The sequence below is a fragment of the Alteromonas sp. H02 genome (assembly GCF_059682525.1).
Window position 1 is genome coordinate 3,187,781 of sequence record NZ_CM185021.1, and the last position, 15,645, is coordinate 3,203,425.

Annotated in this window: 14 protein-coding genes; 8 read left to right on the forward strand and 6 right to left on the reverse strand. The window is 49.0% G+C overall.

Translation table 11 applies throughout. From position 1 onward, the window contains the following. Nucleotides 1–178: 178 nt before the first annotated feature. A complete protein-coding gene (locus tag AC566Q_RS14705; RefSeq protein ID WP_499607486.1) occupies nt 179–646 on the forward strand; it encodes a (2Fe-2S)-binding protein in 468 nt (155 codons plus the stop codon). Next, nucleotides 643–2,901 (forward strand): xanthine dehydrogenase family protein molybdopterin-binding subunit, encoded by a 2,259-nt coding sequence (locus AC566Q_RS14710; RefSeq protein ID WP_499607489.1) that lies wholly within the window; start codon nt 643–645, stop codon nt 2,899–2,901. Before AC566Q_RS14705 ends, AC566Q_RS14710 begins: the two co-directional genes overlap by 4 nt. A gap of 62 nt (nt 2,902–2,963) precedes the next feature. Here the strand turns inward: AC566Q_RS14710 and AC566Q_RS14715 are convergent, their stop codons facing one another. The 5 genes from AC566Q_RS14715 to AC566Q_RS14735 all read right to left on the reverse strand — a co-directional run bounded on the left by AC566Q_RS14715 (nt 2,964) and on the right by AC566Q_RS14735 (nt 10,565). After that, nucleotides 2,964–7,184: an EAL domain-containing protein gene (locus AC566Q_RS14715; RefSeq protein WP_499607491.1), complete on the reverse strand. Its 4,221-nt coding sequence runs from the start codon at nt 7,182–7,184 to the stop codon at nt 2,964–2,966. Nucleotides 7,185–7,473: 289 nt separating this feature from the next. Further along, nucleotides 7,474–8,775, reverse strand: coding sequence for a ribonuclease J (locus AC566Q_RS14720; protein WP_499607494.1), 1,302 nt, complete (start codon nt 8,773–8,775; stop codon nt 7,474–7,476). A gap of 280 nt (nt 8,776–9,055) precedes the next feature. Beyond that, a complete protein-coding gene (locus AC566Q_RS14725; RefSeq protein WP_105934145.1) occupies nt 9,056–9,409 on the reverse strand; it encodes a DUF2750 domain-containing protein in 354 nt (117 codons plus the stop codon). A gap of 47 nt (nt 9,410–9,456) precedes the next feature. Beyond that, a complete protein-coding gene (locus AC566Q_RS14730) occupies nt 9,457–10,299 on the reverse strand; it encodes a LysR family transcriptional regulator (protein WP_105934146.1) in 843 nt (280 codons plus the stop codon). Between the two features lie 98 nt (nt 10,300–10,397). Next, nucleotides 10,398–10,565 carry a hypothetical protein gene (locus AC566Q_RS14735; protein ID WP_499607497.1) on the reverse strand — a complete coding sequence of 56 codons (168 nt, stop codon included), beginning with the start codon at nt 10,563–10,565 and terminating at the stop codon, nt 10,398–10,400. A gap of 347 nt (nt 10,566–10,912) precedes the next feature. On the opposite strand from AC566Q_RS14735, the gene AC566Q_RS14740 reads away from it, so the two are divergent. Both AC566Q_RS14740 and AC566Q_RS14745 read left to right on the forward strand, forming a co-directional pair. After that, the gene (locus tag AC566Q_RS14740; RefSeq protein WP_499607500.1) at nt 10,913–11,269 is read left to right on the forward strand and encodes a MaoP family protein; all 357 of its coding nucleotides are present in this window, start codon (nt 10,913–10,915) and stop codon (nt 11,267–11,269) included. 203 nt (nt 11,270–11,472) lie between these two features. Further along, nucleotides 11,473–12,147 carry a PRC-barrel domain containing protein gene (locus tag AC566Q_RS14745; RefSeq protein WP_499607502.1) on the forward strand — a complete coding sequence of 225 codons (675 nt, stop codon included), beginning with the start codon at nt 11,473–11,475 and terminating at the stop codon, nt 12,145–12,147. Here the strand turns inward: AC566Q_RS14745 and AC566Q_RS14750 are convergent. Then, a complete protein-coding gene (locus AC566Q_RS14750) occupies nt 12,144–12,443 on the reverse strand; it encodes an ArsR/SmtB family transcription factor (RefSeq protein ID WP_123323223.1) in 300 nt (99 codons plus the stop codon). The genes AC566Q_RS14745 and AC566Q_RS14750 overlap by 4 nt on opposite strands. Nucleotides 12,444–12,641: 198 nt before the next feature. On the opposite strand from AC566Q_RS14750, the gene AC566Q_RS14755 reads away from it, so the two are divergent. The 4 genes from AC566Q_RS14755 to AC566Q_RS14770 all read left to right on the forward strand — a co-directional run bounded on the left by AC566Q_RS14755 (nt 12,642) and on the right by AC566Q_RS14770 (nt 15,645). Then, nucleotides 12,642–12,989 carry a rhodanese-like domain-containing protein gene (locus AC566Q_RS14755; protein ID WP_105934150.1) on the forward strand — a complete coding sequence of 116 codons (348 nt, stop codon included), beginning with the start codon at nt 12,642–12,644 and terminating at the stop codon, nt 12,987–12,989. Nucleotides 12,990–13,064: 75 nt separating this feature from the next. Continuing rightward, nucleotides 13,065–13,976 carry a LysR family transcriptional regulator gene (locus AC566Q_RS14760; protein ID WP_499607505.1) on the forward strand — a complete coding sequence of 304 codons (912 nt, stop codon included), beginning with the start codon at nt 13,065–13,067 and terminating at the stop codon, nt 13,974–13,976. A 91-nt stretch (nt 13,977–14,067) separates the two neighbouring features. Continuing rightward, on the forward strand, nt 14,068–15,402 hold the full coding sequence (locus tag AC566Q_RS14765; RefSeq protein WP_499607508.1) for a sigma-54-dependent transcriptional regulator: 1,335 nt from the start codon (nt 14,068–14,070) through the stop codon (nt 15,400–15,402). 6 nt (nt 15,403–15,408) lie between these two features. Then, the gene (locus AC566Q_RS14770) at nt 15,409–15,645 is read left to right on the forward strand and encodes a hypothetical protein (RefSeq protein WP_499607511.1); all 237 of its coding nucleotides are present in this window, start codon (nt 15,409–15,411) and stop codon (nt 15,643–15,645) included.

Sequence of the window (15,645 nt, forward strand, 5' to 3'; positions counted from 1 at the left end):
AAAACAAAGGCAATAAAGCTAACGAATTGTGGTTATATGGTTAAAACAGTTGTTTTAATCGGGCGGAATTAATCGTGGTGTACCGCCGTCTAACCCGTTTTTATTGAATCATCAACGTGAACATGTTGATCTAATCCCACTTAACGAAACTATCGTCAGGGATAAAAAGAGGAACGTTATGAAAGTCACTATTAATCAACAGGAGTTTGACTACCAGGGGGATCCCAGTATGCCGTTACTTTGGTTTATCCGTGATGAACTGAAGATGACCGGTACTAAGTATTCCTGTGGTATGGCCCTTTGTGGTGCCTGCACGGTACACCTTGACGGCGAGCCTACCCGTTCCTGCCAGCTTCCTATGGCAGCAATTGGCGATAAAGCCGTCACCACTATTGAGGGCCTTTCTGAGGATGGCTCCCACCCGGTGCAACAAGCCTGGCGTGAACATAACGTGCCGCAGTGTGGTTACTGTCAGAGTGGTCAGATTATGCAGGCGGCCTCACTGGTCGACAAACAACAGCCGGTAACTGACGAACAAATCGAATCCCACATGTCTGGCAATATCTGCCGCTGTGGTACCTATCCACGTATTCGCGCTGCGGTTAAATCAGCGGCAGAGTCGATAGCTGTGAAGGTGACAGAATGAGTGATTCAACCATTTCCCAATCCCGTCGCACGTTTCTGAAACGCAGCATTACTGCCTCAGGCTTTACACTCAGTCTGGCCCTGTTACCAGCCACCCGTGGGCATGCAATGTTTGCCAATGCGCCGGAGCCAGACAGTTTTGCCCCCAATGTTTTCATCAGCTTTTCAGAAGACGGTAAAGTTGAAATTACCTGCCACCGCTCAGAAATGGGTCAACAAGTGCGCACCAGTATTCCGCAAATAATGATGGAAGAACTTGGCGCCGACTGGCAGCACGTTACCATTAGACAGGCAACGGGCGATGCCAAGTATGGCGATCAGAACACTGACGGTTCTCGCAGTGTACGCCGCAACTTTCAGCGATTGCGCGAAGCCGGCGCCACCGCCGCCCTGATGCTGTGTACAGCTGCCGCCAAAGGCTGGCAGGTTGACCCCTATGAATGTGAGACCGAGGCGCATTTTGTTGTGCATAAACCCACCGGCCGCAAAGTAGCTTTCGCCGATGTGGTAGCCGTAGCGGCTAAGTTACCGGTACCGAAACCGAGTGATTTAAAACTGAAATCCCGCGATAAGTGGACACAAATTGGTAAGGCCGTGCCCAGCGTTGATCTAACCGGCATGACCACAGGTACCGCCGTGTATGGTCAGGACGTGGGCATGGACAACATGCTTTATGCGGTTATCCAGCGCCCGCCGGTATTATTCAGCAGTGTAAAATCCTCAAATCAGGCTGAAGTGAAAAAAATGGCCGGTGTGGTCGACGTTATCGATATGCCAGCGGCCTCAGCCCCCGCGCTGTTTAATCCTTTGGGCGGTATTGCGGTACTTGCCACCAATACCTGGCTGGCCTGGCAGGCCTGTAACGCGCTGAAAACCGAATGGCAAACCAGCGATCATGCCAGCTACAATTCCGACGACTATCAGCAGGCGTTGTTAGATAACGCAGCCAAACCTGGCGAAGTAATGCGTAAGCTGGGTGATTTTGAGCAGGCTACAGCCGACGCCGCGAAAGTGGTGGATGCCAGTTATTATGCGCCGCATCTGGCCCAGGCCCCAATGGAGCCGCCGGCCGCAACCGCTGTGGTAACCAACGATAGCGCTGAAATATGGGCTTGTGTGCAATCACCACAAACGGCTCGTCAGCAAGTTGCCGGGGCCTTAAAAATCCCGGTTGAAAATGTCACCATTAACGTTACCTTACTCGGTGGTGGATTTGGCCGAAAAGCGAAGCCGGACTTTGCGGTTGAGGCTGCCCTGCTGGCCAAACAGGCCGGTCGTCCGGTGAAGGTGGTGTGGCGTCGTGAAGACGATATTAAGCACGGTTACTACCATTCTGTTAGTGGTCAGCGCTTAAGCGCAACGCTGGATGATAATAATCAAGTTACCGGTTGGTACCATAAAACGGTTTTCCCGCCGATTTCATCAACCTTTAATCCGGCAGCCAATAAGCCCAGCGACGGCGAACTGGATTTAGGTCATCTGGATACGCCGTTTGATGTCCCTAACCTGCAACTGGAGCGCGGTGAGGCGAATGCCCATGTGCGTATCGGCTGGATGCGAAGCGTAGCCAATGTTTACCATGCGTTTGCCAAAGAGTCATTTGTGGCAGAGCTTGCCCAGCAGGCCAAAGTAGACCACAAGGACTTTCTGCTGCAATTGATTGGTAAAGATCGGCATGTCGATTTTGCCGCCAGCAACGCCAAATATGGCAACTATGGTGATGACCTCAATGACTACCCGGTAGATACCGCCAGACTGAAAAATGTCATTAATAAAGTGACTGCCATGGCAGACTGGGATAAGCGCGAACAACAGGGCCGGTATCTGGGTCTGGCCGCCCACCGCTCATTTTTAAGTTATACGGCGGCTGTTATTGAGGTGAAGGTCAACAGTCGTGGTGAGTGGACTATTCCTAAAGCCTACATTGCTATTGATGCTGGCACCGTAGTCAACCCTGACCATGTTAAGGCGCAGTGTGAAGGTGGTCTGATTTACGGTATCAGTTGTGCTATAGGTCAGATCACCGCACTTAATGGTGAAATCACGCAAAGCAATTTCCACGACTACCTGGTTGCGCGCATGCCGCAAACCCCGGTGAGTATTGACGTGGAAATCATCGAAACCGAAGCTCTGCCAGGTGGCGTGGGTGAGCCGCCAACACCACCTGCAGCACCTGCTCTGGCCAACGCGCTGTTTGAGGCGACAGGCCAACGGTTCCGTAACCTGCCTATTTCATTAAATATTAAAACAGCCTGATTGCTAGGCAATAAAAAAGCCCGGTCAATTCAAATTGACCGGGCTTTTTTTGATCCGCATGATTATTCTGGCGACGACCAGGTTTTACACAGGCATGGCCTGATGTCCTCGGCATTCACCGGCCGCGAGAAGAAATATCCCTGCATTCGATAACAGCCATGATTGAGCAGATACTGCACCTGTTCAGTGTGCTCAATACCTTCGGCGATACAGTCCATTTTTAAACTTAACGCCAGATTAATCGTTGTTTGCACTAACGCGTTTTCTTCCACACTTTCCTTCACGTCATCAATAAAGCTTTTATCAATTTTTAACACATCAAGCGGGAAGCGGCGCAGATAACTCAACGACGAATAGCCGGTACCAAAGTCGTCCAGTGCCAGCTTGAAGCCGGCATCGCGGATGCGTTTCAGCTCAAGTAGCACCTCGTCAGACTTATCGATCAGCACCCCTTCGGTAATTTCAAAACGTAAAGCCGTACGAGGCAGTTTTGCCTCGGTTAAGCGCTCTTCGATATACTCCAGATCAAAATGGGTTTTAAAGTGCAGCGCCGACAGGTTGATAGACACATAGCCGGTATAGCCTTCTGCATACCACTGCTGTAAATCACTAATGGCGGTATCGGTTGCTTTACGGGTTAGTTCAATAATATGACGAAGTTCCTCCAGCACCGGGATAAACGCTGCCGGGGAGATCCACTCATTGTTAAAATGACAACGCAATAACAACTCAACCCCTTCGGTTTTACCGGTAGTCAGATTCACGATGGGCTGATAATAGTTTTCAAACACCTCTTCTTCGTAAGCCGACTTCACCCGGTTTTCCAGTGCCAGACGCTCAATGGCCCGTTCGTTCATTTCCTTGGTGTAATAAATAAACGCACTCAGGGTATTCTTTTTCGCGGTATACATAGCCACATCGGCCTGTTTAAGCAGTTCTGCCGGATCGGTCGCATCATCAGGGAAAAATGAAATGCCCACCGAGCAAGACACCCTCAGCACTTCTTTACCCAATGATATGGGCGTTTCGATAGACTCTATGAGCTGCGACACGAAACTCGATACCGCTGACTCGCTCTCAACCTCTTCCATAACGATAACAAACTCATCACCGCCTAAGCGGGCCACGGTATCACTCTTGGATGCCTGATTTAGCATACGATTTGCAATCACTCTGAGCAGCTTGTCACCATAGTCGTGGCCAAGGGAATCGTTAATGCCCTTAAAGCGGTCAAGGTCAACGAATAATACCGCAACGGTGTGATTATGAGCCGCCGCGGAATCAATAGCATGCTCAAGACGGTCTAGCAGCAAGCTGCGATTCACCAGGCCAGTGAGGTTGTCAAAGTTAGCAATTTTCACCAGCTTACGTTCAGCGTTTTTCTGTTCGGTAATATTGGAAATCACCACCAGATAGTGAGTATCCTCGCCGCCCTTTTCGCCCGTCATACGATTAATATCTATGAGTACATCATACTGGCGTCCGTCGGGCGTCTGAATGCGCTCCTCGCCTTTCCAAACCGCATCTTCGCTCAGTAATTTAAGGTGGCCCGATAGCTGCGCCTCGAGCTTGGGTACCTGTTGATAGACCCGATACAGCTGACGATCGAGTCGTTCTTTATCACTGATACCGAAGGTCTTTTCAAAGGCCGGATTAGCCGCTACCGGCAAATGAGACTCATCAAAAATAACCACCCAGTCACTGGTATGGCGAAAAGCATTACCAAATAATTTCACCTGTTGCTGGGCCTGTTTTAAGCGCAGTAACTGCAGGTGACGACTTACCAGATAAGCGCCCAGTAAGCCCACAACCGCCAAAGCATAAAGGGTATAGGCCAAAGGGGATCCGAATGGTGGGTATGACATATGAATGGTCAGGCTGGCGGGCAACAATGTCCGCTCCCTGGCCTGTGACACTGGCATCACCTCAAAGCGATAATTGCCTGCTGCCAGAGAGGGCAGGATCACCCGGGTGTCCTTGGTAATATCTTCACTGAGAATTTGCTTCCCCTTGCTTAGCACATACTTATATTGTGCATCCCTGTCCTGGTGATATTGCAATGAAGAAAATTCAATGGTTAAACCATAGTCATCATGGGCTAGTTTCAGGTGCGTATTAGCCAGATTTTGCTTTGGCAGTTCAAGGTCGCGGGAGGATAACTGGATCCCCGTGATCACCATTTGCCGCGATTCATCCGATAGTAATTGAGTTTGCTTAAGCTGATTTAGTTTATGTGGTTCAAAAAACACCAGGCCTTTTGGCGAACCGAAAACCATTCGGCCATCTTTTAATTTGGCATTTGCGCCCTGGTTAAACTCGGCGATACTGAGTTCTCTGCCATATTCATACCGGGTAAAAGTCAGTTCGGTTGACGAAAAGCGGTGAATCCCATTGAGCGAGCTAAACCAGAAATAACCGTCATCATCTTCCAGCAGGTCATACAATATCACCGCCTGCCCCAGCGCATCACGACCAAAATGATAACGTTCTTCATAGGTAGTAGCATCAAGGCCTACCAGGCCGTATCCCGGATAACCCACCCACAACACGTGGCCGTCCAGGTTGACTACATCGGGCCATAATTCGGTATTGACCAGACGCTCAGGTAAACGGTGCAATTGCCTGGCTTGCTGGGTGGTTACATTGAAGCTCCAAAGACCATCGTATGTGGCTAACAGCATTTCTTCGGCGTTGAGGGGGTTGACCCCGATAAAGTTCATCACCAGATTAAAGGTTATCTGTTCTTCCAGTGTGTCCAGCCGGGTCAGTGTTTCGCTGGCAAAGTTGTAGCGGTAAAAATGATTGGCAAAGAAGTACAAGTCGCCGTCAGGCCCGAATGCCGAGCCTCCCACGAAGTCCGCCTCCTCGCCACTGAGCCCGAAATTCAATTGTTTGTAGTCACCACTCACTTTATCAAACAGCACCATGCCACTGTAAGTAGAGAGTAGTAATTTTTCTTGGTCAGGTGCTGGCATCACATTAACAATGGTATGAATACTATAAGGTTCTGGTATGCCATCCGCGACCATATAAAACTGGCTGTCTGCGCTGACCGGATCGTAATGGGTCAGGCCATTATCTGTACCAATCCATAACGTCTGGTCGTCGTCTTCATAAATTGACCAAATCACATTATCGCTAAGCGGCTTTTTGTTGCCCTGATTCTGCACGGTTTTAAAATTGAAACTGCTCGGCGACCAGAACAATGCGCCGTTAAAATAAGAGCCAATCCACAGATTGTTATCAAAAGTCAGCGCAATTGAGCGAACGTCAGAACGAGAAAGGGCTACATCACCGGTAGATGGCTCTAACACGTAAAAGGCTTGCCATGTACTGTCTTTTCGCACCAGTTGCAATAAACCAATATCAGAACCAATCCAGACTAAATCACGGTTTTGCGCCTTCATCTCCCAGATATTACGCTCCGGGATAATCAGTTTACTGTCTTTTACCACACCATCGCCCCGGTGGGCCCGTTTTACCGACTCCCAGGGTAAGCTATACAAGCCTGAAACCGTGCCCAGTAAAAGCACACCGGCATCATCCAGTAACAATTTCTTAGTATTGCCATTATCAAGGGTAAATGCTTCATCTATGCGGTGTTCGATAGTTTTAAAAATAAGCTGTTGCGCTGAATAATCAGCCATCATCAAGCCTTCGGAAGAAGCGATGAGCAGCATGTTATCGACTAATAGTATGTCTCTAAGGTACGGTATACGTTCCTTATCGTGCGTATCAATCTGGTAAATTACTTCGTAAGTATCAGCGCTGGTGTCATAACGAACCAGAGTTTCACCAAACAACAACAATAAATCACCATTGACTAATTCAATAAACTGTTCAGCAGCCTGGTTATATTCGGGGAATTCCAGTTGTGGTAGCTCCATCACCAGGCGGAGCTTATTGGTTGCCAAATCCAGTTGATAAAGGCCACGGTAGAAGGTGCTTATCCACAAGCGGTTTTTACTGTCCAGAAAGAGGTTCTGGATAGGTGTAGAAGCCAGCAGTCCGTCTTCGCCGGCAATATGCTCTACGCGGTGCCCGTCAAACCTGTCCAGGCCCCCTTCAGTGGCAATCCACAAAAAACTGTCATTATCGATTAGCAGATCCTGGATGCTGTCCTGTTTGAGTCCTTGCTGAGTCGATAACACCGTACCCAGTGGATTACCTACCAGCGGTTCGCTGTTAAGACTATACGCCAGGGCAATATGCGGGATACTGAGCAACAGGCAGCAAAACAGCAGACAACGAGACATTGTGGAGAACAACCAACTACTAACCATTAAAATATTCAACCTTCCCCGTTTGTCCGGAGTATTATTATCTGTTTATGGAATTATGGAAGCTATGCTGCCCGGGCGTATAAGCCACAACAGGCCTATTATTCATAGCATAGAAACGCCACTAATTGTATTCGTAAGCACTATAAACACAGCTTGAGCGCGAATTTTATACTAATCAGAGAGAAAAACACGGTATAGCTGGCGGAAGTTGGGTAAGGAATCTCAACATAAGGTATTCATGACGATATGGGCTCGGGCATGCCGGAAGCGGTATGTTACTTAGAATTATTCAGGACTGATCAATTGCAATTCGACCTGCTTTGACCCTGGCGCGACGGATACCCGGTTGCGGTGCGAGCAGGTATAAATCGCCATTGCGGCCTACATAGGTGCGCTTAACGCCCATCTCACGAGCCACTGCGGCATGGGCTTCAAGGTGCTCCGGCTCACCGTGTACCGGGATGGCGATCTGCGGTTTAGTCCACTGATACATCAGCTTTAACTCCTCGACACAGGGGTGGCCACTGGCATGTATTGGCACCTCGCTGTCTTCGGATAAAACCACTTCGACGCCTTTTTTACGTAGCTTTTCCAGCAGGCGCTCTACCGCCTTTTCATTGCCGGGAATAACAATACTGGAAAAAATTACCGTATCACCGGCCTCCAGTTCAAAATAGGGCGAGGCATCAATGGCCATTCTGTTAAGCGCCGCGCGGGGCTCTCCCTGACTGCCAGTGGCGACTACCAGCACCTCATCCGGGGGCAGGTAGCCAATGTGCGCTTTTTCCAATACGTCGAGATCGTCCGGCCAGTATCCGGTTTTTTTAGCAACGCCATGCATATTCTCCAACGAACGCCCTAACAATGCCATATAACGCCCGGTATGCTGAGCAATCCGCGCCAGTGACATCAGACGGGCAATATTACTGCCAAAGCAGCTTATTACCACCCTGCCAGTGCAGCGTTTAATAACGGTATTGAGGCCTTCAGCACAGATCCGTTCGGAGATAGAAAAGCCGGGCTTTAACGCGTTGGTAGAATCGCCAACCAAAGCCAGTAATTCAGTTTCCCCCAATTGCCGGTAAAGACTGGCGTTAAAGGGTTTGCCGCTGATTGGCTGCGCGTCTATCTTCCAGTCTGCGGTATGAAATACGGTGCCTGCAGAGGTGTTAATCAGCAGCGCCTGAGGTTCAGGGATCGAGTGGGTAATTGCCAGCCATGACAGTACAAATGGCCCAACGGTGAGGGTGGCATCCGGGCGTACTATTTGTACCGGAACTTTGCCAGCAAGGCCTGCCTGACCTAATTTGCGGTGTAAAATTTCTGCCGTAAAAGGCGTTGCAAAAACCGGGCAGCGCAAACGCGGCCACAATGCCGCCACTGCACCGACGTGATCTTCATGACCATGGGTAATAACCAGACCAGCCAGTTGGTCTCGTTGCTCAACAATAAACGATGGATCCGGTGCCACAACATGGTGCCTGGTGCCGGCAGTCTGATTAAGATATGGCGCCGCCAAAGGTTCATCAAACGTGACACCACAATCCACCATCAACCACCTACCGTCATGGCCGTACAAATTGAGGTTCATGCCAATCTCACCCGTTCCGCCCAGGGGTAAAAACCATAAATCATTTGCACCGGGTGTTAAGGTTGAAAAGCTTGAAATAGTCTCCTCCTGAGCAATTTGCTGCCTGAAAGTTGTGGTCTGCGAAATTGGTTTGTCACAACGAAGCCATCGATGCTGACGAGCACTTATGCATTGACAAAAACGCGATTATGATGACCTTTACCGAGGATGTTATTGACCTTAATCAGCAAAGCCAACACACCCTGGCCATTATTACGTTTATTGCGGATTATGGTTCAGCTCAGGCCAGCTTATCGGCAAAATCTTCCGGGGCCATAAGCTCACTTTCCTCAGCCGGCATGGGGGCTATGATGACGTTGAGAAAATCCTTGGACAAACCTGATGTCCAGCGTGACAACCAGACATCGAGGCTAATCGCTTTAGGTTCACAGTGAGCCCATTCCTGATCGGCCCACATACTCGCCAGACTGGCCGTTGGCCACACCGGGACGCCTTCTTCATCATCTGAGGTCAGCATTACGCAACCATCATCATCATTGAGGATAAACAATTCGCCCTGCTCTTTTACCGTCGCAAAAAAACTGGCCAGGCGTTGTTCGGGGTTCTGGCTAATAAATTCGTCGTCTTTCAACATTATAATTCTCTTTGTATTCTATTCAGGCTGAGCATGATGCTCTGTTATTATATGTCCTGGGTAAAGTGTTGACTCACCACACTTACTACATCAGGCACAATGGATCGTCTGACAGACTTCATATAATACATGTACAGTTTACACTGCGCATGAGTGAAATGATCAATACAGCGCACATTTTCCAGCCCCCATTGTGACCAATCCAGGCCAACCGGTAACACTGCTACGCCGCCCTCTTGCTGCAATGTCGCCAGGGCAAGGCGCAGGGAGTTGGTAGTAAACTTGGCATCACGGTATTCCGTAAAGCGGGTCAACAGCTCGTCGCGGGCTTTACTACCCCAGTCTATCGACACAAACTGCTCTGGTCCGGTGTCCACTTCGGCCTGGTTTATACTGAACAAGCCCAACGGCATAGCCTTCAACAATTGCCCGGTAAACTCTTCCGACTTAAGCGGCTCACTGGAAAAAGCAATGTCGATGCTGCGGTCATGTAATTGACGGGAAATCTGCTCAGACGGCAATACCTCGGCTTTTATTGCCCATTCGGGAAACGCTCCATGAATTTGGCGGAGCAATTCAGGCATCCAGATTTCGTTATTTAACTGGCCGGCACCGCACACCAGATACTCACCAGCTTCGCGCTGTAACTCTTGTTTAGCTTGCAGCAAGGTAGCACTCAGCTGCTCGGCATAAGGCAACAGCCGCTCGCCGGCTGGCGTGAGCTGGATACTATTACGGTGGCGCACAAATAAAGTCGTGTGGAAGTATTCTTCCAACTGCTTGATTCTGGCGCTGACTGCCGATTGAGTTAAATAAAGATTCTCGGCTGCTTTGCCGAAATGACGTGTTTTTACTACTTCTACAAATGTGGTTAAAAAACGAATGTCCATGCTTATACGTACTATGACTCTCGTCCATACGCATAAGCTGGCACATGTTTTCAATAAAGTAAAATAAAACGTGCCGGGTGGCCCGTTTTATTTGGCGATCATTCGAAGCTATCGTGCTGAGCACGTCGCTGTTTTTCGCGTCGGTGCATCGCCTTCTTTTTGTCTTTCATAGATTGCTGACGTTTATGGTCTTTGCGGTAATCGCCACCATCCTCGTCATCTACCGAGTCCCATTCTTCCCGCTGGTAACGATAGTCTTTGCTCATTGTCTTCTCTGGGTTGGTTGAACACTAACCCATTTATTATTCCTCGCTGTTAAAAAATAGGAAATGAATAGTTTTTATCGTCACGACAAACTTTATTTCTGATCATTTTTTAACCAATTTACATTTTGCCCCGCTTACAAAGTACCGCTCACGGGGCCACATCCCAGCGCTGTCAGGGGCTGTAAAGGCCTTATCATGACTGGTTTTTATCACTCATTTTATGAGCCGAAAGATGGCAGTTTTGTGAAACAATTTTTTTTATTGTGAAGGTAAAAATTTTTTGTTTTTCATTTGCGAATTTATAAATTAAAAGTGCACGAAATTACTCAACCAAGAGAATTCGTATCATGAAGACGACAGATATACGTGTACCTGCTAAGCAATTTATTGATCGCCAACACTTTCCTTATGGTTTCCGTAAGTCAGGTGACTTTAGTATTCCCGAAGCCGATGTGCTGAGCGCCTATGGCAAAACCCTGGCCGGTCTGGAGTCTGGTGAGCTAAGCCCGGAGAACGCCGAAGAGCAACGTTTTATCGCGGTACTTAAAGGTGAACAACAAGCCAGCAGCCTGCTGGAAAAAGCCTGGTTGAAATACATCAGGCTGGCGCGCAACCGCAAACAATTTTATACCCTGCATAGCTCAGCCAGTAATCAGTCTGACTATGACGAAGATTATTCTGAAGACGAGTTTGACGTAGCTTAACAGTACACGCCGTATACCCGTCATTCAGCATACACCCGTCGGCAGTCTCCCGACTGCCGGCTGTCTTTTTTGTTTCCTCCTGACTACACTCACCTTAAAGGTATGATCAACCCGGCTAACAGGCATTTGGGTGATCCGTCCTACGCACCACACCTTATAAATTAGTGATTGGTAATTCCGGTCAGTAAAGCAAGGAGGTTATTATGGAAACGCGTTTCTCGCAGTTAAGCCACTATTCAATTCATGCAACAGATGGCGATATAGGCGGTTGTCAGGATGTGTTGATTGATGATGCCCAATGGATCGTCAGGTATATCGTTGCCGATACCAACACCTGGCTGCCATTGAGTCGTAAGGTAGTGATTACGCCGGTCTCCATCGACAGTTTACAAGCCGATGAAGAAACACTCGCCGTATCTCTTACTAAGGAAGCGCTGAAAAACAGTCCTTCACTCGAAGAACACCAGCCTGTTTCCCGCGAGTACGAATCGTTGCTCTATAAATATTTTGGCTACGGCTACTACTGGACAGGCCCGGGTACCTGGGGCGAGTATGCCCACCCACTGGAACTGGTCGATAATTTTGCCCAGGAGCATGCAGAAGTAGAAGAAGACAGTTCGCATCTGCGCTCCTGTGACGAGCTCACAGGCTATACCATCGCACTGAGTGACGGCCAGGCAGGCCATGTGGAAGACTTTGTGATCCAGCTACCGCAGTGGTCAGTCACCCACCTGGTTATTAATCTCAACGACTGGCTGCCCGGCGGCAAACGGGTAAAAGTAGACTGCCGTCATATTGTACAAATCGACTGGGCCGGTCACGCCATTGAGCTGGATATCAGTAAGAAAGAACTTGAGGGTGCGGTAAGTGCGGACTAGTCGTCCGCACAGAAAAAACCGTATAACAGATTCATGATTTGGATAATGCGATTGTCCGCCAGACGATAATAAATGGTTTGGCCGCTGCGACGGGTAGCTACAAACTCGGCTTCGCGGAGCAATGCCAGATGCTGTGAAAGCACAGGCTGAGTTACCGGCACGTCGTCGAGTAACTCTGTTACCGAGCGCTCTCCCTCAAGCAGAGAACAAAGCACCATCAATCGGGTTTTATTCGATAATTGTTTTAGAAATTGCTCAGCTTCTTCGGAGCGGCTCAGCATTTGCGTTGGATCCATAGCTTTTACCTTGTCTTGTTCAGGCTCACTGCACGCTATGGGCATATTGAACTGCAAACTGGTCGCCTAAGCAAGTAATGGTTATCATTTAATATCACAAAATTGAGAATAGTTATCTCATTAACGATTGCTGTTGACAAGAACAACCCTCAACTTTAGCTTTAACTTATATAGATTACTTTAGTACACGAGGACATCATGCTATTAACTATCCCGGAACGTTTAGCAGCCATTGATCCGGCTCCCAGAAAAATCACCGCGGCAGAAGCAGCCAAAGAACGAGCGGAACTCAATGGCTATGTGATTGACGTCAGAGAGCCTGCAGAGCACGCTAACTCTCCCGCCAATGGCGCGATTAACATTCCTCGCGGCGTACTTGAAATGAAAATGCTGGAACTGGTGAAGGATCCTGGCACACCGATTTTCCTGCACTGCGCCTCAGGTGCCCGGGCTATGCTCGCCGCCGAGCAACTGGCAAAAATGGGGTACCAGCACGTAGCCGTTATGACCTGCGACGTGCCGACCATTCAAAAGGCATTTAACTAATTTACTAACCGGTGTAAGCTCGCAAAAAACAATAGGCTGGCCATTTAAGGCAGTTTTTCGTGGAGTTTACCCGGTATGTTAAAAGCAACCCTTGAACAGTGGCGCATGTTTAAGGCTGTCGTAGAAGCCGGCGGTTTTAATCAGGCCGCTGAGCAGGTCCATAAAAGTCAGTCCAGCATTCACCATGCGGTACAGAAACTCGAGCACGCGCTGGATCTTACCCTGTTTCTTAATGAAGGTCGTCGTGTCACCCTGACCGAAGCCGGCGAGTTGATGTACCGCCGGGCCTGTTTCCTGCTGGAAGAGGCTCACAAAGTCGAAAGTGTGGCCAGCAGTCTTACATCAGGCATTGAAACCTATTTACGTGTGGCGGCGGATATTATTTTTCCGCCACAAATGCTCTACCACGCACTCAATAAAGTTTCCCAGGAATACCCGTTACTGCGTATTGAACTGATGGAAACGGTATTAAACGGTGCCAACACCTTACTTAAGGATGGCGAAGTGGATATCGGTATTTCGCCTTTCCCCTACCCCAACGGTTTCAGTGAAGACCTTTGCGATATTGAATTTATTGCCGTTGCCCATCCCAGCCATCCATTGCATGAATTAAACCGCACGCTAAGCCTGGATGACCTCAAAAGTTATCGTCAGATTGTGGTTCGCGACTCCTCCACGGAGCGTAAAGCTGAGTCCGGCTGGCTCGGCGCAGAACAGCGCTGGACTGTGAGTCATGTCCGCACCTCCATCGATATTATCAGCCAGGGATTAGGGTTTGCCTGGTTACCCCTTGCAATTATCAGCGATAAACTTGAAGATGGCAGCTTAAAGCCGTTACCCATGGAGCAAGGCGGATTGCGCAAAGCGATGCTCCACCTGTGCTTTGCCGACGGCGATCGGCTTGGTCCGGCTGCCCGGGCTTTCATTGGTGAGTTAGGATATCAAACCATGCTGCTACCCAGCGCCGACTCACTGGATAACAACTAATCTTTAATTAGATTAATAGCTGATGATCTCAATGTAACTCATTGTCGTATCAGTTAAATTGACCATATTATCAACATACAAGGATGCGACAGTGTTAACCGTTCTATTAGTGGATGATGACGCGGAGTTTACCGACGTTGCCTGCACAATCATCGAATTTCTTGGTCACGAAGTATTAACCGCGTCTACCCTCGCTGAAGCTCGCGAGTGGCTCTCTAAAGAATCTTTTGACCATATCCTGTTGGATTTCATGTTACCCGATGGCTCGGGTTTGCACCTGATGGAATCATTGCAGCCCGAGCAGAATACGCGGGTCACCCTGATCACCGGTCATCCCTCGGTAAAAGGGATTATCAAAGACATGTGCGGCCCCAACATCGATTACCTGGTAAAGCCCATTCAACGGGAAGATTTAGAGTCGGTACTCCAGGGCAAGAAGCAACCAGCCGCTAAACGCTCAACCACTGCCATTACTAAACATTTTGGCCAGCTTATTGGTGAATCGGCCCCAATGCACGAGCTATACAAGCTGATTGGCCGGGTCAGTAAAACCAAAGCCAATGTGATGCTGCTTGGTGAAAGTGGCGTGGGTAAGGAAGTAGTCGCTGCCGCGATTCACGAAGCGTCTGATTGTGAAGGCACCTATGTGGCCACCAACTGCGGCGCGTTTTCAAAAGAACTTATCGGCAGTGAGTTATTCGGCCACGAAAAAGGCGCGTTTACCGGTGCTGTAGGCCGCAAGGAAGGCGTTTTTGAACAGGCGGAAAACGGCACACTTTTCCTCGACGAAATTACCGAAATGCCGATCGACATGCAGCCCAACCTGCTGCGGGTACTGGAAAACAAAGTGGTTATACGGGTCGGCGGCACCAAGGCGATGCCGGTAAACTGCCGGGTAGTTTCGGCCACAAACCGCAGCATGGAAGAAATCGCTGAAAGCAAAGTATTGCGTGAAGACATCTATTTTCGTCTGGCCGTATTCCCTATCACGATCCCGCCGCTGCGGGAACGTAAGGAAGATATTCCGCTATTGGCAGAACACTTTATTAACCAGCTTAATGAAGAAAATGGCAGTCAATTTCGCTGGCAGCCAGTGCAACTGGAAAAACTGCAAACCTACGACTGGCCTGGTAACGTTCGCGAGCTGCGCCACTTTGTGCACCGCGCTGCCATTATGAGTGACCCGGAAGGTACCGAGATCGAATTACCCAAAACCATTGAGTCACCGTTTGCCAAAAAGCAAACGCTGTCGACGGGGCTGAAGGCGGGCAGAACCATTGAAGAGGTCGAAAAAGAGTTAATTTACGCGACCTTAGAAAAAGTAGATGGCAATAAAACCACTGCAGCGGAAATGCTTGGGATCAGCACCAAAACCCTGTATAACCGATTACATGCCTATGGCGACCTTAACAGTGATTCGGAATAATACAATATGGATGAAGGTGAATTTGCACGATTACAAAAGGCGGTGCATGACGCGCGCCGCCCGTTAAATCGTATAACCATGCAGTCTGAGCTGATTAAGCTGGCTCTTGAAGGTGCCGTACCAAAGGATAAAGCGCTGACGGCACTGGATAAGATTATTGCTGGCAGTAAAGACTGCAGCGTTAGTCTTAGTGAGCTGGTAGCGCAGTTTTCTCCCGACGCAAACGGCGAAGGCAGCCCGTAA

Bases quoted from the DNA above. Each gene is read 5' to 3' on its own strand.
- AC566Q_RS14750 (WP_123323223.1), bottom strand. From the start codon at position 12,443: ATGGATCCAACGCAAATGCTGAGCCGCTCCGAAGAAGCTGAGCAATTT.
- AC566Q_RS14735 (WP_499607497.1), bottom strand. From the start codon at position 10,565: ATGAGCAAAGACTATCGTTACCAGCGGGAAGAATGGGACTCGGTAGAT.
- AC566Q_RS14710 (WP_499607489.1), top strand. From the start codon at position 643: ATGAGTGATTCAACCATTTCCCAATCCCGTCGCACGTTTCTGAAACGC.
- AC566Q_RS14720 (WP_499607494.1), bottom strand. From the start codon at position 8,775: ATGAACCTCAATTTGTACGGCCATGACGGTAGGTGGTTGATGGTGGAT.
- AC566Q_RS14725 (WP_105934145.1), bottom strand. From the start codon at position 9,409: ATGTTGAAAGACGACGAATTTATTAGCCAGAACCCCGAACAACGCCTG.
- AC566Q_RS14745 (WP_499607502.1), top strand. From the start codon at position 11,473: ATGGAAACGCGTTTCTCGCAGTTAAGCCACTATTCAATTCATGCAACA.
- AC566Q_RS14705 (WP_499607486.1), top strand. From the start codon at position 179: ATGAAAGTCACTATTAATCAACAGGAGTTTGACTACCAGGGGGATCCC.
- AC566Q_RS14770 (WP_499607511.1), top strand. From the start codon at position 15,409: ATGGATGAAGGTGAATTTGCACGATTACAAAAGGCGGTGCATGACGCG.
- AC566Q_RS14715 (WP_499607491.1), bottom strand. From the start codon at position 7,184: ATGGTTAGTAGTTGGTTGTTCTCCACAATGTCTCGTTGTCTGCTGTTT.
- AC566Q_RS14740 (WP_499607500.1), top strand. From the start codon at position 10,913: ATGAAGACGACAGATATACGTGTACCTGCTAAGCAATTTATTGATCGC.
- AC566Q_RS14760 (WP_499607505.1), top strand. From the start codon at position 13,065: ATGTTAAAAGCAACCCTTGAACAGTGGCGCATGTTTAAGGCTGTCGTA.
- AC566Q_RS14755 (WP_105934150.1), top strand. From the start codon at position 12,642: ATGCTATTAACTATCCCGGAACGTTTAGCAGCCATTGATCCGGCTCCC.
- AC566Q_RS14730 (WP_105934146.1), bottom strand. From the start codon at position 10,299: ATGGACATTCGTTTTTTAACCACATTTGTAGAAGTAGTAAAAACACGT.